The sequence below is a fragment of the Bacillus sp. SH5-2 genome, assembly GCF_008368905.1.
GTDB lineage: Bacteria > Bacillota > Bacilli > Bacillales > Bacillaceae_G > Bacillus_A > Bacillus_A luti.
The window spans coordinates 207,444-227,277 of sequence record NZ_QOSD01000007.1 but is presented as its reverse complement, the minus strand read 5'-3'; the positions used below and the strand labels follow the sequence as shown (position 1 = coordinate 227,277).

The window sequence follows — 19,834 nt, the reverse complement described above, 5'->3', positions numbered from 1 at the left end:
CTAAGTGGGGGAGTGTTCATGACGTACTTTATTTTGAATGATCATCCAGAATATACAGCGAATCAAGCAATTACTGAAAGTCGCCGTATGATGGATGGGCATAAAATGGATTACTTTTTACTATGCCTAAGCTTCATTGGCTGGTTCATTTTAAGTATTCTTACGATAGGAATCGGTTTCTTATGGTTAGCACCTTATTTCTACGCGACATCAGCAGCATTTTATGAAGAGATTTCAAAAGAATATTATAAAAAAGAAGGTACTACTTTCTAATAAAAAACCTAAACCATCTCGCCTAAAGAATATAGGGAGCGGATGGTTTAGGTTTTTTGATATGTGTTCTGTTTTCGGGGTTCACTTCTACTCTAATTAGTAGGCTTTTTTGTTAAGTATGAAATTCTTATTTCGTTGGTGTGATCCCATGCCCATAGAGCTAACCAAATGGACTGTCTCTAAAATAATAAAATTTTCGTTTTTAGAGACAACTAATTATTAATTTGATGATACAGCTGACTCCTTTTATATAGTCATTTAAAAACATTATAGTCTCTAGAGATGTGAACAGAGGTTTTGAATTGATTTAAGGTTGATGGAACAAAATAAAACTAATTGAGCAAAAAAAACTTGCAAAACTAAAAGGGGAGTTGTATATTAGTTGACGTATCAAATGTTGATATATCAATTAATGTTTAATAAGGAAGAAGAGGGAGTTTTATATAAGCTACAAAGTTAAAGCAAAGATAGTATAAATTTGATATTAGGGAATAGAGGAGGAGAATGGTGTGGAAATAATCGCAGCTATTTTAGTCGGGATCGTAGCATTAGAACATTTATTTATTATGATTCTCGAAATGTTTTTTATTAATTCAAAAGTGGCAAAACGTGCTTTTAAATTACCGGAGCATTTAGAAGGAGATCGAAACGTAGCCATTATGTTTGCAAACCAAGGTTTATATAATGGATTTTTAGCCGTTGGTCTCATTTGGGGACTTATACTTGGTCTCAATTCAATTGGCTATATGGTTCAATTATTTTTTGTAATGTGTGTGGTAGTAGCAGCTCTTTTCGGCGGCTTCACCTCTAATAAATCAATTATTTTGAAACAAGGACTTCCAGCTATATTAGCGTTAATAGCCCTTTTAATTGTGATATAGAACCAAAACGTTTTAATAAAAGAACTCATTTTTGAAAAATACGCTATTCTTTCCGTAGGCTCACAGGAAAGAATAGCGTATTTTTTCATTTTAAGGGGGAGTTAGTTTGATAGCGATGTGGTGTAATCCCATATCCTTCAACTTAAGAAGTTTATAACATCTGAAAATAATAACTTTGTACATTTTCACTTAGAAATGTAAATTCTCTCTTTTTTGTGGCGGGATGGCATGCACAATTTTTATAAAAAACGCGTATTACACTAAAGACTGGAACCATATTAACACCTAAAAATGTAGATAGAGGAAAAATAATGAAAAAAACTATTGTATGTTTAAAAACCTTATGTTACATTTGTGTTACAGAAAAGTTACGGACTGTGACTTATGTTACGGTTTGTTTTCTGTTGCTTTTCGGTATGTTACGAATTTCGGTTCGTATTCTAACTAAAAATGATTTTTTATGTGTATAAAAGTGTGTGTAGTAAAGAGCCTGGTGAGAGCTTTACGCGCATTATTAAAATTCCTTTCTGTCTGAAAAGAAGAAGAAAACCAACTACCAACTATTTAGGAGTTTTACATAATGATAGCAAATGAAGTGTACTTCCTTTCCCGCACACAAAGTACATATTTCCTTTCAGTCTAATTGCTACACAGACTTTTATACATATAAAGCTATTTTTTTAGGGATATATAGGAGGAGAAAAAAATGAAAAAATTATTAACAGTAATGGGACTTACATTTTTAATGTTAGCTGGATGTAGTAATGGGAATTATGAAAAAGCAATGGATGAGGGGAATACCGCACTAACGAATAAAGAATATAAAGCAGCCTTGTCATCATTTGAAAAAGCATTAGATGAGAAAAAAGATGATTCAGATGTAAAAGTGCTTGTAGAACAAACGAAAGCAATGATTGAAGCAGTGAAGTTAAAAGAAGAAACAAAGGTAGAAGAATCTGTTAAATCATTTGAAAAAGTAGAAAGCGTGAAGAATGGAAGCACTACGCTTGTAAAACAAGCAAAGGAAGAACGAACAGCGTTACTAGCTATTTTAGAAAACAAAAAGAAATATAGTGAACAACTGGTGAAAAGCGAAGAGTTAATCGGCAAGAAAAATTATGCAGAAGCGAAAGAGTTATTAACGAAGTTAGTTTCAGAAACAAAAGATAACAAGAGCCTTGAAGAATATAATAAAAAAGCCGCAGGATTAATCACGAAAATTGGTGAAGAAGAAAAAAATGCAAAGAATGAAACAGTAGCAACGAAAACAGAAAAAATGAATACAGCAACGGCTCAAAAGGTAACAACAGAGAATAATAAAAAGGTAGAAGCAGACAAGACTCAAAAAGTAGCGACAGAAAATAATAAAAAAGTAGAAGCAGATAAGACTCAAAACGTAACGACAGAAAATAATAAAAAAGTAGAGGCAAATAAAACTCAAAACGTAACGACAGAAAATAATAAAAAGGTAGAGACAGGAAAAACTCAAGATGACTTTACTTTTGAGAAAGCTAAAGCATATATCAAAAATGAATATAAAGAAGAATATAATTACACGTTAGAAGATACGAAAGTAGAGAATGGAAAGAAATATTATCAAATTAGAGTGCGTACGACATATAAAATAGAAGGCGCAGCTGGATCAGGATTTACAGGCGTATTCAAAGTATTTGAAGACGGTACAATTATTGAAATGCACTAAATTGATGAAAAGGTATCCTCAAAGTATGTGAGGATACCTTTTTTTTGCATAAAAAAAAGCATCTAGCAAAAGTACTAGATGCAAATAAAAACACAAGGGAAGACAAAATTCTTCCCGTTTCCCGTATGTAATTATATCAAAAAATATATAAAAAACTAGCTTTATTTTTTATATGCTGGATGTGTGAAGCTAGGAAAGTATAAGATTCCACTATTTTTGTAGTGTTTTATTGAAAAAGGAGCCACGTATATGATTAATTTCAAACCAGAAAATTTAAATCACTTATTAAAAATAATGCTCATAAGTGCGAATAAGTCTTATGATGCGATTAAAGATTATGAGTTTACGGGAGAAGCGGTAGTATTCCGTGTAGACTTCGAATATATTGATATTTCTCTAATGATAGTAGATATGTTAGGAAGGTCTGCTTCTAAATTTAACATTTTGCCATTTGCTCATCCGGATACGAGTGAAATAGATTATATTCAGTTTCAAGTGTATGCGATTAATGAAGGGAATTTTAAAGAAATGCTCGATACGATGTGAAAAACTATAAATTTACAAAAGTGTATATAACGCCTAATATATAATTAGTAAATTCATATAATTGGAGTGATGAGATGCAGCCGTTAGAAAGGGAGATTCATGCTAATATGCTGAAAGTGTGGCGAATTCACGCTTTAATTGGGGCAGTGGTCATACTAGCAGTCGTAATTGCGTATTTCTTTTTTATGATCAATTTTAACTGGTGGGGCTGGTTGTTTGGCTTGTTAGTAACAGGCGCTATTACATTTATCCCACTTGATTATTTCGTATTTCCAAATTTACGTCAGCGCTATTATAGTTACAGATTAAATGAAGAAGAGATTGAGATTCAAAAAGGAATGTTCGTTGTAAAACGTGTACTTATTCCGATGATTCGCGTGCAGCACGTTACAATCGAACAAGGACCGATTATGAGAAAGTATAATTTAGCAGAATTACATATTTCAACAGCAGCAACTTCTCATAGTATTCCAGGTTTAACGAAGGAAGAAGCAGAGCAGCTGAAAAGACAAATTGGAGAACTTGCGAAAGTGAGTGATGAGGATGTATAAGAGGCAACATCCGATCACAATATTGTTAGGTATTCGAATTGCGGGCTTGTTGCCTTTTATTTTTCTTGTACTATTTCGATCAGATGGTGAGGTGAAACCTTGGTATTTCTTACATCTTGTCCTTTTGGCCGTATTATGTATTATGGCAATTTTCTCAGCTATAAAGTGGTATTTCAAAGTGTACTGGGTTGAAAATAGTACTGTACATATAAAGCAGGGTGTGTTTGTGAAGAAGGAAAGTTACTTAAATAAAGAGCGGGTGCAAAATATTAGTACATCTTCTAACATCATCTATCAGGTGCTTGGACTGACAAAGTTAAATATCGAAGTAGCGGGCGGCGGTACTGAGCCAGAAGTGATGTTAGCCGGTATTAGAGAAGATGAAGCGAAGGAACTCATTGATTTATTACATAAAGACAGAAGCGTTGTGACTGAAGAGACGCCAGTGGCAGAAGAAAGTCAGACGGTGTATCAGTTAACAACGAAAGAAATTTTAGTTGCATCCGTTACATCTGGTAGATTCGGATTGGTATTTTCTGGATTACTTCTTATTTACACAGAGTTTAATCAATTTCTACCAAAATGGCTTATCAATAAAGTGGAAGCGTATGTGATGGATAACGGTGTATATGAATTAATCGTTATAGCGGCGATTTTAATGGCGGTTTCATGGGTCATTTCAACAGCTGGTTATGCATTAAAATACGCGAACTTTAAAATTGAGCGAAACGGAAATGAAGTTCGCATCGTGCAAGGATTATTTGATAAAAAAGAGTTTGTGTTAAAATTACACCGCATTCAAGCGATTACGGTGAAAGAAGGCATTCTCCGCCAGCCTTTCGGATATTGCTCTGTCGAAGTAGAAGTCATTCAAAGTATAGAATCCGCTGGAAATGAAGTGATGTTACATCCTTTTATGAAGAAAAAAGATGTACAGCAGTTACTTACGTATTTGCAGTTGCCATATGAAATGGAAGAGGAAATCGTTCATTTACCGAAAGCGGCATTACGCCGTTACGTAATAATGAGCTGGATTACAAGTGCTGTGCTCGCTGTGCCGATTACCGGTGCGAGTATATATTTTAAACAGCATATCGCATTGTTCACTCTGATCCCACTATGTATCGTATTTACAATACTTGCATATGCTCGCTACACAAGCGGCGGTTATATGATAAGAGAAAATCAATTAACGATGGTGTACCGTCGTCTTGCGAAATATACAGGAATCATGCGAAGAAGGCATGTGCAAGTAGTCGGATATAATCAATCGTATTTTCAAAAGAAAGACGAGTTATGTACAGCTGCCGCATCAGTAGCGGGGCACGGTTATGAAGGGAAGCATATGCGTAAAGAAGACGCGCTGCGTATATATAATTGGTACAAAGTAAAAGGTTTCACCTGTCGTGATTTGTCGATAAGTCGATATATTTGAAAAATCGCTGATATAATTTGAGTTGCGCTGATATATCCAGGAAATCGCCGATATATTCGAAGAAACGCCGATATAATTTCACGCACCGCGGTCTCCGAACTCCAAAAAATTAAACTAACACATCAAAAGTAGTCACAAAAGATGGACGAGAGAAAATACTCTTTTGCTGTTCCGCATGTGGATGCGCCGGAGCTTGTCCTTCTGCTTGTGCAGGACGTTTTTTATGAGCATTTTCGAACGAGCGTGATTCTGTCCAGTCTTTAAAGTTTTGCTCTGTTTCCCACATCGTTAAGATGACATATGTATCGTTACTTAATGGGCGTAGAACGCGGATCGCTTGGAATCCTGGTTCGTTTTCGATAAGGCCTGCACGGTTTTTAAAACGGTTTTCAAATACTGGGCGACCTTCGTCTGTTACAGAAATGTTGTTACAAACGATATAGCCAGGTTGTCCGTTGAATTCGCCAACAGCGTCTAGTACGTCATACTGAAGTGATCCTTCTACAGATTCTTCAGTATTTTCTTTATAAAACATATTTTTTTCATCGTTTTTTGCAGTGAAATGTGATTGTTCTAGAGGTGTTTCGTATGAAATAATAGCCTTCATTGTAATGCCCCCTTAATAGTTTGTTTCTATTATATCAATTCTCTTAAAAAACTTCGAAGATTATATACATAAAGATACTTCTTTTTCAAATAATAAATGTACCATCATTTGGAAAGAAGGACGATGTATGAAGAAAGTAAAGTGGACTTTATTAGGAGGCGTCGCAACGGTGGTAGTAGCGATTGTACTCTATAAACTTATCGTGTTAGCTGGTGGCTATATGATGGATGAAAAGCAGCTCGTTTTCCACTCTTCATCACGTATCGTTGACCAGAAAGGAAAAGAAATTACGAAATTATACGTAGAAAATAGAGAACTCGTACCAGTCGAGCAAATTCCGAAATATGTGCAGCAGGCGTTCGTTGCGGTGGAAGATTCTCGTTTTTATGAGCATCAAGGAATTGATTATCCGTCTATATTTCGTGCTCTTTATAAAGACACGTTAGCTGGAGGGAAGGTCGAAGGCGGTAGTACCATTACGCAGCAACTTGCTAAAAACGTCTTTTTAACTCGTGAAAAAACATTTACGCGTAAGTTGAAGGAAGTCGCAATTTCTCTTCAACTAGAGCAAAAATATACGAAGCAACAAATTCTTGAAATGTATATGAATCATATTTATTTTGGTCATGGAGCTTACGGTATTCAAGCGGCAGCGAAGTTGTATTTTAATAAAAATGTAGAAGATTTAACGGTAGAAGAAGGGGCAATGCTTGCAGGTCTTCCGAAAGCACCGAACGGATATTCACCGTACTTATCTCCAGAGAAGAGTAAGGAGCGCCGTGATCTCGTATTGTCACTTATGCATAAACAAGGCTATTTAACGGCAGAAGAAAGCGTTCGTTATCAAGGAAAGACAATCGCCCTTTATAAAAACTTAGATGAGAATGAGCTCGCATATATGCCGTATATTGATATGGTCATAGATGAAGCAGCTCGTTTATACGGGTTGTCTCATCAAGAAGTACTTCGCGGTGGATATACGTTTGTCGTACCGATGGATAAAAAGATTCAAAAGGTAGCGTATAACCAGTTTCAAGATGCGAGAAATTTCCCTGGTAAAGAAGAAGGAGCGCAAGGTGCATTTTTATTAATGGATAATCGTACGGGCGGAATTAAAGCGGCGATTGGCGGAAGAAAGTATGTGCCAAGAGGGTTTAATCGTGTTTTCGCAAAAAGGCAGCCCGGTTCTGTTTTAAAACCACTAATCGTCTATGCACCAGCACTTGAAACGAAAAAGTATAATCCGTATTCGTTATTAACGAATGAGAGGAGTTCTTTCGAAGGATATGAACCTCGAAACTATAATCATGAGTATACGAAAGAAATGACGATGTACGATGCGATTTTAGAATCAGCAAACGTACCGGCAGTTTCTTTATTAAACGAGTTAGGGGTAGAAGAAGGAAAGCAATATTTAGAGAAAGGAAATGTTCACATTGCAGACGCTGGTTTAAGTACAGCGCTTGGCGGATTGAAAAACGGTGTTTCACCATTTGATCTTGTGAAAATGTATCGTGCATTTTTAGCAAATGGCGATATTATTGAGCCGCACGTTATTGATAAAGTGTTAAATAGACACGGCGCAGTCATTGGGGAATCACCAAAAGTAGAAACAAATATATTCTCAAAACAAACGGCATGGTATATGACAAAAATGTTAGAAGGAGTCGTGAAGGAAGGGACAGCAAAAGCCGGTGTATATAACGGTGCGTTAGCTGGGAAAACGGGTACTACTTCTTTGCCGGATGACGACAATGGAGCGAGAGATATGTGGTTCGTTGGCTATACGCCAAATTTAGTAGGCGCTGTTTGGATTGGGTATGACCGCACAGATAAAGATCATCAACTGCAAGGGGAAAGTGCATCGGCGACGAAATTGTTTAAGAAAATTTTAACGAAGGCAAATGTAGAACAGAAAGAGAAATTTATGAAACCAGAAGGTGTAGAAACAATCGGTGCTCCGATTCGGCTGCGCAAGATTGAAGATGTGAAAATGAAATTAGCATTTAGCCCTTTCGGTTTATTTAAAGCGAAATTGAGCTGGACACCACTTCCAGATGAAAGAATTATGTACCGTATTTATAGAGTGGAAAATGGAGTTCATACGCATGTAGGTACTGTAAACGGTGCCGGGGAATATGAGGAAAAGTTCGTTAACATCTTTTCAAAACCGAGTTTTTACGTTGTGCCATATAATAGACAAACGAATCGTGAAGGAGAAAAGTCAAAAGTAGCTAAACCATAGTTTTTCTCTGTGTTATAATAAGAATGTTGTGAAAATGGTAAGCGTTTTTAAGAATGTTTGTGTCAATTTAATGAACAACGTACATAATATTATGCATTTTGTTTTTACAAGCTGTATAGTAAAAAAAGATAAATATCGAACGTATTCGAAGCATTGGTAAGGAAGGGAGCAAGGGTCTTGGTAAGAACTATAAATGAGACATTTTTAAAAGCATGTAGGGGGGAACGTACTGATTATGTACCAGCATGGTATATGCGTCAAGCAGGTCGTTCGCAGCCGGAATATAGAAAGATAAAAGAAAAATATTCTTTATTTGAAATTACACACAATCCAGAGTTATGTGCGTACGTTACAAAACTACCAGTTGATCAATATAACGTAGACGCAGCAATTCTGTATAAAGATATTATGTCACCACTACCTGCAATTGGTGTGGATGTAGAAATTAAATCAGGTATTGGCCCAGTTATCGATAATCCAATCCGTTCTTTACAAGACGTAGAAAAACTAGGGGAAATCAATCCAGAAGATGACGTACCGTACATATTAGATACAATTCGTTTATTAACGACAGAAATGTTAGACGTACCGTTAATCGGTTTTTCAGGAGCTCCATTTACATTAGCGAGCTATATGATTGAGGGCGGTCCATCTCGTAACTACCATAATACGAAAGCGTTTATGTATGCAGAGCCGAAAGCTTGGTTCGCATTAATGGATAAGCTAGCAGATATGGTTATTACATATTTAAAAGCGCAAATTAATGCAGGAGCAAAAGCAGTTCAAATTTTCGATTCTTGGGTTGGAACTGTAAACGTAGCAGATTACCGCGTATTTATTAAACCAGCAATGGAGCGTATTTTTGCAGAAGTTCGCACGATGGGTGTACCGATGATTATGCACGGCGTAGGAGCTGCACACTTAGTAAATGAATGGCACGACTTACCGCTTGATGTAGTCGGTTTAGACTGGCGCTTACCGATCGAAGAAGCACGCGCACGCGGTGTTCATAAGGCGGTACAAGGAAATATGGATCCTTCATTCTTACTTGCGCCATGGTCTGTTATTGAAGAACATGTAAAAGGTATTTTAGATCAAGGGATGAAAGAGCCGGGTTATATCTTTAACTTAGGTCACGGTGTATTCCCAGAAGTAAATCCAGATACATTAAAACGTTTAACTACATTTATTCATGAATACTCTAAAGGGCAGTTAGCGAAGTAAAGGAGATTGGCTGTATGAAAAAGAAAATTGGTTTGCTTGTAATGGCATACGGAACGCCATATAAAGAAGAAGATATTGAACGTTATTATACACATATTCGCAGAGGAAGAAAGCCAAGTCCTGAAATGCTAGAAGATTTAACAGAGCGTTACCGTGCAATTGGTGGCATTTCTCCTTTAGCTACTATTACATTAGAGCAAGCTAAGAAGTTAGAGAAACGTTTAAATGAAGTACAAGATGAAGTAGAGTACCATATGTATCTTGGCTTGAAACATATTGAACCGTTTATTGAAGATGCGGTGAAAGATATGCATAACGACGGTATACAAGATGCAATCGCACTTGTTCTTGCGCCGCACTATTCTACGTTTAGCGTGAAATCATACGTTGGACGAGCACAAGAAGAAGCTGAGAAACTTGGAAACTTAACAATTCATGGCATCGACAGCTGGTATAAAGAACCGAAATTCATCCAGTACTGGGTTGATGCAGTGAAAAGTATATATAACGGTATGTCAGACGCAGAACGTGAGAAAGCAGTATTAATCGTATCAGCTCATAGCTTACCAGAAAAAATTATTGCAATGGGCGATCCATATCCAGATCAATTAAATGAAACAGCTGACTATATTGCAAGAGGTGCTGAAGTAGCAAACTATGCAGTAGGTTGGCAAAGTGCAGGAAACACACCAGATCCTTGGATTGGTCCAGATGTACAAGATTTAACGAGAGAACTAAATGAAAAGCACGGTTATACTTCATTCGTATATGCACCAGTTGGCTTTGTTGCGGAACATTTAGAAGTTTTATATGACAACGACTTTGAGTGTAAAGTTGTAACGGATGAAATTGGCGCGAAATATTATCGTCCAGAAATGCCAAACGCATCGGACGCATTTATTGACTCTTTAACAGATGTTGTATTAAAGAAAAAAGAATCTGTATTGTAAGAAGAAAGGGGGAGCGTGCTTGAGGAAAAAAGTTGTAATCATCGGCGGTGGCATCACAGGATTAACAACAATGTATAACTTACAAAAAGATATTCGTGATAAGAACTTGCCGATTGATACATTACTGATAGAAGCATCGGGTAAACTTGGCGGGAAAATTCAAACCGTTCGAAAAGATGGATTTACAATTGAACGCGGACCAGATTCTTTCTTAGCACGAAAAGAGAGTGCAGCTAAATTAGTGAAAGAATTAGGGCTTGGCGATGAACTTGTAAATAATAAGGCCGGTCAATCATTCGTTCTCGTAAATAATCGGTTACATAAAATGCCGAGCGGATCAATGATGGGAATTCCAACGCAAATTACGCCGTTTCTATTTTCCGGGCTGTTCTCCCCAATTGGTAAACTAAGAGCTGGTTTTGATCTATTAATGCCGAGATCAAAGCCAGTATCTGACCAATCACTCGGGCATTTTTTCAGGCACCGCCTCGGAAACGAAGTGGTTGAAAATTTAATAGAACCATTACTATCGGGTGTTTATGCAGGGGATATTGATGAAATGAGCTTAATGTCTATATTCCCGCAAATATATCAAATAGAGCAAAAACATCGTAGTATTTCACTTGGCATGCGTACGCTCGCTCCAAAAGAAGAGAAAACGGAGCCAAAAAAGGGAATCTTTCAAACAGTGAAAACCGGTTTAGAATCTATAGTAGAATCTCTTGAAGCAAAGATTCACGAAGGTACGGTAATGAAGGGAACGCGCATTGAAAAAATTGCGCAGCTTGGTGACGGTTATACGATTACACTGAGTAACGGAAAAGAAATAGAAGCGGACGCGGTCGTAGTGGCAACTTCGCATAAAGTATTGCCATCTATGTTTGCGCAGTACAAGCAATTCCGTTTCTTTCGTAACATTCCTTCTACATCAGTTGCAAATGTGGCACTTGCTTTCCCGAAATCAGCCATTCAGCGTGATATTGATGGAACGGGATTTGTCGTATCGCGAAATAGTGACTTCTCCATTACGGCATGTACGTGGTCACATAAAAAATGGCCGCATACAACGCCAGAAGAGAAGGTGCTTCTCCGTTGCTACGTTGGACGTCCTGGTGATGAAGCGATTGTAGAACAAACTGATGAGGAAATTGTACAGCTCGTCTTAGAGGACTTACAAAAGACAATGGACATTACAATGGATCCGGATTTCACAATTGTGAGTCGCTGGAAAGAAGCGATGCCCCAATATACAGTAGGTCATAACGAGCGAATGAAGAAACTCACAACATTTATGGAGAAAGAGTTGCCAGGTATATACTTGGCAGGTAGTTCTTACGCTGGTTCTGGTCTGCCGGACTGTATTGATCAAGGTGAGAAAGCTGCAAAGCGTGTACTATCTCATTTGGAGAAAGTAATGGATACGGAATTAATCGCACAATAAAGAGAAACGCCTTCAATCGTATTGAAGGCGTTTCTTTTATAATATAAAACACTTATTCGCCAATAAACATATATAAGTTATTTGGCTTTATAACGGCATCACCAGCATAAATAACCCATTCTGTTAAGTCATCAAAATCTAAATGATAAGAATTTCCTTCACTCATATCTTCTATAAAATATGGTTCATTAATGAGTATTCCTTGAATAAGGTCTTCTGTAATATGTTGCATTTCAAACCACATATGTTCGCTTTTACCCTCTTCATAGGAAACACCAAACTTAGCGAGGAAACGAAAATCTTCATTTGATTGTTCAATTTGAAAAATGTTGCTGAAATACCCGAAAGTATTTTTGGCATTGTAAGCCATACGAGCCGTTTCACTATTTGTTTTATAAAACATGAGCCCTGTAGCTTCCTCGTGTTCTTTAAAAAAGCTTTCGATACATTCTTCTGAAGTATTAAATTTAAATAAGAGAACAGATGGCGATTGATGGTATTCATCTCGGTCATCCATCCCGCCTAAGAATGTGTTTTGTGCATCTATTGGTTGTAGCTTCACTTCTTCATTCTCAATTGAAGATAATTGATCCATACTCGTTTTATGCCCAATATAAGATAATCCTTTCTCCCATGGAACAGCTACTGTATGTATAGAACCTTGCTGACTATGTGCGATAACGATAGACTCATTCATAGGGACTTGTCCATTCTCAACGGCATTATTAGCAAATGTTTGAAAGAGGTCACCAATGCCATAGTAGGAAGAAATGCGATTTGGAATAATTAATTCTATTTCTGTTACGCCCGCTCTTAAAAGGCCGTGTGTATGAAACCAATATTGCGTAGGCTCGCCTTCTTTATCGTCTTCATAAACGGAATGAATAACGTATAAGTCAGGAATGTCAGGTAATAATTCATTTTCAACGTGATATTCAATATAGTTTCTAGATATTACCTTCATTGCTGCACTTGAATCAATTACAAATAACAAATCTGGGGCGAGGTTCCATAAAAATTGTAGCTGCTGGAAAAAGCAGTCCAGCACATCGCCTACAAATAGCGTGCGAGTGAAAATTTCAGTACCGAAAGCCGCATCTTCAAAATTACGATCTATGATTGTAGAATCTTGTCTATTGTACATTTTATATTCTTCTGGGTCATTCGCCTCATCAATATGCAGTTCATACGGTATGACTTTTTCGTCCATATGTAACTCAACAATAAGGCTTGTCTCATCACTATAAACAATTTTTAACTCATCAACTTTAGTAGCGATATTTTCTAGCCGCTGTTTTAACTGCTCAATTGTAATTCTAGTTGGTATAACAGCAATCATATCTGAAAAATGACGTTCTAATGTTCCATTCATAGCTGCGCGGTATGTTTCTGTTTGCACTTCCATCCAATCACTCCTATTCAAATGAATCCATTTTACATGCCAATGAAATTTCGATATTTTCTGTTTTCTCTCTAACATTATAGAGTGCATTCATAGAGGCTGTAAAATTATTATTTTGTATTATAGTTTGAAAGCTTGTAAATTAAATAAATTTTTTGTAAAACTTGTCGAAATATAGTTCTATATAACGAATCATTTGATATGATAGACATGCTGAGAAAATATGAAATAGAGAGAGGAAAATGGCTGTGAAGAAATTGTTAAGTATCTTTTTATCACTCTTGCTATTGCTTTCATTTACTGGAACTTTAGCACAAGCAGAAGAAACTACTTCTATGTCAGTAGAAAAAGCAATTCAAGTATTTAAGCAGCAAGGGAAAACGAAGGGGACAGTGGAAGGATATATCGTTGGATATACACAAAGTCCTTCTAAATACACGAAGGATCCGGCTAAGTTTGATGATACAAACGTAGCAATTGCTGATTCGCCAAATGAAACGAATCCAGACAAAATCATGCCTGTTCAGTTGCCAAAAGGTGATGTGAGAGCGGCAGTAAACGTGAAAGATCATCCTGAAAATATCGGGAAGAAAGTTAGTTTAACAGGGACGCTTGAATTATATTTTAGTAGCCCAGGTTTAAAATCAGTAACAGCTCATAAGTTTCAAGGAGAAGGACAAAACCGTGTTAGCGATGTAGTGGCTTCACCGAATGGGGGAGAAGTTGCGAAAGGAACAGCAGTAACATTAACAACGAACACAGAAGGAGCAACAATCTACTACACGTTAGATGGCTCTAACCCTACAAACAAAAGTGTTCGTTATAACGGACAAATTATAGTGAATGAAAATAGTGTGATTAAAGCAATTGCAGAGAAAGAAGGGCTTACTTCTTCAGGAATTTCAACTTTTTCATTTGTTATCGTAAACAATGAACCGGTTCGTATTCATGATATTCAAGGGAAATCACATATTTCTCCTTACAACGGGAAGAAAGTAAAAAATGTAGAAGGCGTTGTAACAGCACTCGATAAAAATGGTTTTTATATAGAAGATAATCAGCCAGATAATGATCCAGCTACGTCAGAAGGTATTTACGTATACAAAAAAGATGCGAATGTAGCGGTAGGAGATCTTATTCAAGTTGATGGAGAAGTAGAAGAATATGTTGGACCTGGATATGCAGAAAGGTTTGAAACAGACCTAACAACGACGGAAATTAAGGCGAGCCGCGTTGCTGTAATCGCAAAAGATCAATCTTTACCAGCACCGGTTGTACTTGGAGAAAACGGTGTGAAAATACCTGATCAAATTATCGATAATGATGCATTCGGTTTATTTGATCCAAATGAAGATGCAATTGACTTTTATGAAAGTGTAGAGGGTATGCGCGTTACGATGTCAACGCCAAAAATTATTGCTCCTCAGAAAAACGGGAATTTATATGTAACAGTGCAAAATGGCGGTGATAAAGTCGTAACGAAATATGGCACACCTCTTTTAGATGAAAATCAATTAAACCCAGAGCGTCTTTCTGTAAAAGTACCTCGTGATTATGTAGCGAAAGTAGGAGATACGTTCACAGGAGATATAACAGGGGTAGTAGGATATGATTACGGTGCGTTCCGTATTGCGCCAATAACGGAATTACCAGCTGTAGTAGACGGTGGATTTAAGCAAGTAGGGGCGAATATTCAGCCGCGTCTTGACAAGTTAACAGTTGCTACATATAACATTGAAAACTTCTCGGCGAATAAAAAAGAAACAACAGATGAAAAAGTAAAAGCGTTAGCGTATTCTATTAAATACAATTTAAAAATGCCAGATATTATCGGTGTAGAGGAAATGCAAGATAATAACGGATCGATTAATGACGGTACAACAGATGCTTCATTAAGTGCAAAACGTATCATTGATGCAGTGCTAGAAATTCGCGGACCAAAGTATGAGTATGTAGAAATTGCTCCAAACAACAATCTAGACGGAGGAGCACCAGGAGCTAACATTCGCGTCGGTTTCTTCTATAACCCATCACGCGTGAAATTAGCAGCAGTACCGAAGTTACTAGATAAAAATGTTGTTCGTATTGGAGACGACAATCCATTATTTGAAAGTACACGTAAACCGTTAGCGGCAGAATTTACGTTCCAAGGACAAAACGTTGTTGTCGTTGCAAATCACCTAAACTCAAAAATAGGGGATGCAACGCCATTTGGAAAAGTACAACCGCTCGTATTAAAAAGTGAAGAAAAACGAGTTCAGTTAGCACAAGAAGTAAATCATTTTGTACAAGGTATTCAGAAAAAGAATGCAAATGCCCCAGTTGTTGTATTAGGGGATATGAACGATTTTGAGTTCGCTAAACCATTAAAAACATTAGAAGGAACAATCTTGAAAAATATGTTAAACACAGTGCCGAAAGAAAATCGCTACACGTACATCCATGAAGGAAATGCACAAGTGTTAGATCATATTTTAGTAACAAACAACATCGCATCACACACAATCGTAGACCCAGTACACTTAAACTCAAACATTATGAAAGAGCACGGACGTGTAAGTGACCACGATCCAGTACTTGCTCAAATTGATTTGAAGAAGGCTTCTTAAATAGTCGAGAAAGAACGCTTAGAGATATACTGAGCGTTCTTTTTCTGTAAAATTCATGTTAAAATTAATTTAAAATTCAGTTTTTTGTAATGAGGAGGTTAAAGATGCAAGCATGGTTAAACGGAAAGTTAATGAATCAGCTTGCAATTTTTTTTAGTACCATCGTCATGCTTCAATTTGTAGCTGATATAACAGGGCTTACAAGTAACTTAGATATTACGTATAACTTAATCAATACAGCGGTGTCCTATGTAACGTTTAGTTTGGCGGTTATTTTCACTTTAATAGGCGCAAGAAGAGAATTAAGTAAATATGCTATTATTTCATTATGTTTAGTTGTAGGTATTAAAGCGATTTACTTTACGGCGGTCGTTATTGTATGGGGATTGGCAGGTACGCCGTAAAGGGGAGGATGATGATATGAGTATCGAAAATATACGAGTGATAAATATAAATGACAATAAGAGCGTAATTCTCTAATCTAACTTAGGGAATTACGCTCCTATTCGTTCAATGATTTAGTCTGAAATTACTTGAAACGCTTTTCTACACCGATTTCTTTTTTGCAGGCTTCTTTTATATTTCTTTCTATCCCGCTTTACTCCTTGTATATACATAAGTAAGCTAACGAAAAGGAAGAAAGCACATTGCATCATTAAAATATATGGTGACATGCCTTGCAATGGTTGTTTCGGATCATATAAATGAAAAGGTGCTCCGCCTATTGTAGGAAGTATTGTATTTAGCAGGACGTACGGAATGGAGGCGGCTGCGAATGGAAAGAGAATTGCCATATAGTCTTTTTGTGACCATACAGATGCAGCAAGTCCTAAAAGGGCCATTAAACCTGCAAATAAAAAAATAATTCCGATATATACAGTAATGTAAGTGAGAGGCGCATTGAAATATAGGTTTGCGAACATTCCATCTGCATTTATGATGCCTGAACCAACCATAGGTGTTCCGTCTGGAATGGTTAATTTGCAAAATAATAACGATAAGATAAATGGAAGCGTATAAAGAAATCCTCCACAAAAAAACGTAACGATATATTTCGCTACTGAATAAGGAAATATAGAAATCCCCCTACTCACAAACGGTTTAAAACCATCTGACTTATCCGAATTGTAACTTGTACTAAAGGGGAAACTCGCAATAACTGGCATTAATAATAAATAAACATCTATTTCATTGTCGCGAAATCCAATCCATTTAATATCCGTTGATATAGGGCCATTCGCTGCGTCACCTAAATAACGAATTACATAATAATAGTGATAAATGCAAATAAGAACGAATCCACTAAGCATCATAATTAAAGAAATACGACTACAAAAAGCTTGCTTTATATTTAAACGAAGCGCACGCATCATGACTGAAAAAGCCTCCACTATTTTGATAAACTTGTCTATTTTCTATATTACTATTAAATGTAAAGATTTTCTTGTTTTTTATTTGATTATTTGAAAAAAGGGAAATTTGTTGTTGTGAAGTAAGGTTTAGCTGGAATTAATTTTTTCTAAAATATGGTTGACAATTAAGTATTACATTTGTAATCTTAGTTATAGATTACAAATGTAATACGAGGGAGTGAAATATACTATGACAAATCAATTACCTAAAATATCTGAAGCAGAATTAGAAATTATGAAAGTACTTTGGTCGAACTCTCCACAAACAGCGAATGAAATTATAGAAGAATTGGAAGATGCAATGGACTGGAAGCCGAAAACAATTCGGACATTAATTAATCGGTTAGTACAAAAGGAAGCCGTTTCTTATCATCAAGATAAAGGGCGTATGTACGCCTATTACCCGTTAGTATCACAAGATAATTATTTACAAGTTGAAACGAAATCTTTACTAAAGCGTTTTTGCGGTGCGGCGTTTAAGCCGTTACTTGTTAATTTCTTAAAAGAGGAAAAATTGTCTTCAGAAGATATTAATGAACTAAAACGCATTTTAGATGAGAAGACAGAGGAGAATAAGAGGAAGGATCGATAAAAATGATAGACATGCTTATAAATGTATACCTTCCTCATTTTTTTGATTGGCTTATAGAAACGTCACTTATGGCTAGCATATTAGTTGGATTTATTTTATGTATAAAAATTTTATTTAGAAATAAATTAACGCCCAGGTGGCAATATATGCTGTGGATTGTATTAATGATTAGACTCCTTTTACCATGGTCACCAGATAGCTCGTATAGCATTTATTCATTACTTTCCTATAGTTCTAGCGTATCGGAAGTTATTCCAAAAAATATGCCGTCTATTGAGAGTAGAGTGAACATAGAAAGCGATCGTACAGTGGAATTGGAATCAAATTCTGAAACTGTGACAAAAAATAGTGAATCCGAAGTAAGCGCAAGTGCGGAACAACAGACTACATTTTCTTTATACAAACTTGCTCTATATGTTTGGCTAGCTGGGGTAATTGTATTAGTAGCCATCACGTTTATTACAAATAGACGTTTATATTCGTACATAAAGAAACAACCGGATATTATGGATGAACAGGTCGTTACAGTGTTTAATCGCTGTAAGCAGTCTATGAAAATGAAGAAGACAGTTTCATTACGTCTAGCAGGAAAGATTGCGAGTCCAACTGTGTTTAGTTTCTTCCGCCCAAAAGTATTACTATCAAAAAAACATTTGAAAGTATTAGATGAGCAACAATTACAATATGTTTTTTATCATGAGTTAGCTCATATTAAAAGAAACGATGTAGCTGTAAATTGGATTATGTATAGCTTAATCCTACTAAATTGGTTCAATCCGATTCTTTGGTACGCCTATTTTTGTATGCGAGAAGATCAAGAATTAGCCTGTGATGCATATGCACTTACTTTTATAGATAAAGAGGAGCAGATTGCATACGGTCATACAATTATTACCCTTTTAGAACACTATTCCTATCAAGCACCAAGCCTAGCAAGTTTAAGTAGAAATAAACGAACGCTAAAAAGGAGAATCGTTATGATTAAAAAGTTCCAAAAGAAATCGTATCGCCTTTCTTTACTTGGGATTATTGCTATAGTTGCTATTGCATCCCTTTCTTTATTCAATGCACGTGCAACGGAAGGGAAAGAAAAGCAAGAGGATAAAGTAGAGCAGTCAAAGGATGCTTTCCAAAATGCTGTAGATACATTATTTGGTACAGAAGAACAGGCGAGAAAAGAGTGGGGGATGTCAAACTGGCAATATGAAAGCCGAACAGCCTTTTTATATCATGCTGAAAAAGCTTTAACAAAGGAAGAGTTTGAGAAGTATGTGCAGTTATATAAAGAGGTATTACAGATCGAGAAAAAAGGATTAGTTAGATTAAACTTACCTGAAAATTTCCAAGGGGATATAAAAGAGGTGAAAGAAGAGCGCTTAAGTACAGAAGATCGTGAAAAATTAAAAGAAATTGATAATAAAACAACTCCTTATGAGGATAAGGTAGGGAAATATTTAACATATACAGTTGAAGAAGTGCAGCAACATGTTGATTTCCAAATTAAGAGGCCAACTTATACAATTAAAGGATATACCCAAAAAGACGAAAGGGTGAATTATTATCTTAAGATAAAGCCCGAATTCACTATTGAATTAGAATATACGAACGGAAAAGGAAATTATACAATTTCTCAATCGCAAGTTTTTGGGGAAAGCAAAGACCCATTTAGCCACCAGTTTGTAGTGCCTGAAAATATAGAACAGTACGAATTAGAAGGCAATCAAATATTCTATGCGACTCATAGCTCGGATAGTAATTTACAAGGTATGAAGATGATTGTTCCAGCAAAAGGGAAAAATAGTGCATACCAAATCGTTATTATTAATCATAGTTTAGAGAACCAAGGAGAAGCAGTATTCGATAAGAATGTAAATAAAGAAGAGTTAGAGAAAATTATGCTTTCTATGTTGAAATAGCAAAAAGGTGTTCTTAAGATGTATATCTCTAGAACACCTTTTCCTTTT

17 protein-coding genes are annotated in these 19,834 nt (G+C 36.3%); 14 read left to right on the top strand and 3 right to left on the bottom strand.

Annotation, left to right across the window (positions count from 1 at the left end):
* The 6 genes from DN410_RS07520 to DN410_RS07495 all read left to right on the top strand — a co-directional run.
* Positions 1-273, top strand: a 273-nt coding sequence (locus DN410_RS07520; RefSeq protein WP_255446689.1) for a DUF975 family protein, incomplete at its 5' end; no start/stop codon positions are given.
* A gap of 509 nt (positions 274-782) precedes the next feature.
* Entirely contained in the window at positions 783-1,154 is a 372-nt protein-coding gene (locus tag DN410_RS07515) for a DUF1304 domain-containing protein (protein WP_098662699.1), read from the top strand.
* 706 nt (positions 1,155-1,860) lie between these two features.
* Positions 1,861-2,856, top strand: coding sequence for a hypothetical protein (locus DN410_RS07510; RefSeq protein WP_149176023.1), 996 nt, complete (start codon positions 1,861-1,863; stop codon positions 2,854-2,856).
* Positions 2,857-3,105: 249 nt separating this feature from the next.
* Positions 3,106-3,402, top strand: a complete 297-nt coding sequence (locus DN410_RS07505; RefSeq protein ID WP_149176022.1) for a protoporphyrinogen oxidase — start codon at positions 3,106-3,108, stop codon at positions 3,400-3,402.
* A 74-nt stretch (positions 3,403-3,476) separates the two neighbouring features.
* Positions 3,477-3,953, top strand: a complete 477-nt coding sequence (locus DN410_RS07500; RefSeq protein ID WP_149176021.1) for a PH domain-containing protein — start codon at positions 3,477-3,479, stop codon at positions 3,951-3,953.
* Positions 3,946-5,388: a PH domain-containing protein gene (locus DN410_RS07495; RefSeq protein ID WP_149176020.1), complete on the top strand. Its 1,443-nt coding sequence runs from the start codon at positions 3,946-3,948 to the stop codon at positions 5,386-5,388. Before DN410_RS07500 ends, DN410_RS07495 begins: the two co-directional genes overlap by 8 nt.
* Before the next feature lie 109 nt (positions 5,389-5,497).
* Here the strand turns inward: DN410_RS07495 and hmoB are convergent, their stop codons facing one another.
* Positions 5,498-5,995, bottom strand: a complete 498-nt coding sequence (gene hmoB, locus DN410_RS07490; RefSeq protein ID WP_071711149.1) for a heme-degrading monooxygenase HmoB — start codon at positions 5,993-5,995, stop codon at positions 5,498-5,500.
* Between the two features lie 127 nt (positions 5,996-6,122).
* On the opposite strand from hmoB, the gene DN410_RS07485 reads away from it, so the two are divergent.
* The 4 genes from DN410_RS07485 to hemY all read left to right on the top strand — a co-directional run bounded on the left by DN410_RS07485 (position 6,123) and on the right by hemY (position 11,855).
* On the top strand, positions 6,123-8,240 hold the full coding sequence (locus DN410_RS07485; RefSeq protein WP_149176019.1) for a transglycosylase domain-containing protein: 2,118 nt from the start codon (positions 6,123-6,125) through the stop codon (positions 8,238-8,240).
* A gap of 177 nt (positions 8,241-8,417) precedes the next feature.
* The gene (gene hemE, locus DN410_RS07480; RefSeq protein WP_000252612.1) at positions 8,418-9,464 is read left to right on the top strand and encodes a uroporphyrinogen decarboxylase; all 1,047 of its coding nucleotides are present in this window, start codon (positions 8,418-8,420) and stop codon (positions 9,462-9,464) included.
* Between the two features lie 14 nt (positions 9,465-9,478).
* Positions 9,479-10,414, top strand: a complete 936-nt coding sequence (hemH, locus tag DN410_RS07475; protein WP_149176018.1) for a ferrochelatase — start codon at positions 9,479-9,481, stop codon at positions 10,412-10,414.
* 19 nt (positions 10,415-10,433) lie between these two features.
* Entirely contained in the window at positions 10,434-11,855 is a 1,422-nt protein-coding gene (gene hemY, locus DN410_RS07470) for a protoporphyrinogen oxidase (RefSeq protein WP_149176017.1), read from the top strand.
* Positions 11,856-11,907: 52 nt separating this feature from the next.
* On the opposite strand, the gene DN410_RS07465 is transcribed toward hemY, so the two are convergent.
* Positions 11,908-13,260, bottom strand: coding sequence for a DUF4026 domain-containing protein (locus tag DN410_RS07465; RefSeq protein WP_149176016.1), 1,353 nt, complete (start codon positions 13,258-13,260; stop codon positions 11,908-11,910).
* Between the two features lie 239 nt (positions 13,261-13,499).
* On the opposite strand from DN410_RS07465, the gene DN410_RS07460 reads away from it, so the two are divergent.
* Both DN410_RS07460 and DN410_RS07455 read left to right on the top strand, forming a co-directional pair.
* Complete coding sequence (locus tag DN410_RS07460; RefSeq protein WP_149176015.1) at positions 13,500-15,866, top strand: DUF6359 domain-containing protein; 2,367 nt, start codon at positions 13,500-13,502, stop codon at positions 15,864-15,866.
* Between the two features lie 104 nt (positions 15,867-15,970).
* Positions 15,971-16,270: a hypothetical protein gene (locus DN410_RS07455; protein ID WP_149176014.1), complete on the top strand. Its 300-nt coding sequence runs from the start codon at positions 15,971-15,973 to the stop codon at positions 16,268-16,270.
* Between the two features lie 114 nt (positions 16,271-16,384).
* Here the strand turns inward: DN410_RS07455 and DN410_RS07450 are convergent, their stop codons facing one another.
* Positions 16,385-17,239: a hypothetical protein gene (locus DN410_RS07450; RefSeq protein WP_149176013.1), complete on the bottom strand. Its 855-nt coding sequence runs from the start codon at positions 17,237-17,239 to the stop codon at positions 16,385-16,387.
* Positions 17,240-17,468: 229 nt separating this feature from the next.
* Between DN410_RS07450 and DN410_RS07445 the strand changes: the two genes are divergently transcribed.
* Both DN410_RS07445 and DN410_RS07440 read left to right on the top strand, forming a co-directional pair.
* On the top strand, positions 17,469-17,870 hold the full coding sequence (locus tag DN410_RS07445; RefSeq protein ID WP_000184503.1) for a BlaI/MecI/CopY family transcriptional regulator: 402 nt from the start codon (positions 17,469-17,471) through the stop codon (positions 17,868-17,870).
* A 2-nt stretch (positions 17,871-17,872) separates the two neighbouring features.
* Positions 17,873-19,786: a M56 family metallopeptidase gene (locus tag DN410_RS07440; protein ID WP_149176012.1), complete on the top strand. Its 1,914-nt coding sequence runs from the start codon at positions 17,873-17,875 to the stop codon at positions 19,784-19,786.
* The last annotated feature ends 48 nt before the right edge of the window (positions 19,787-19,834 follow it).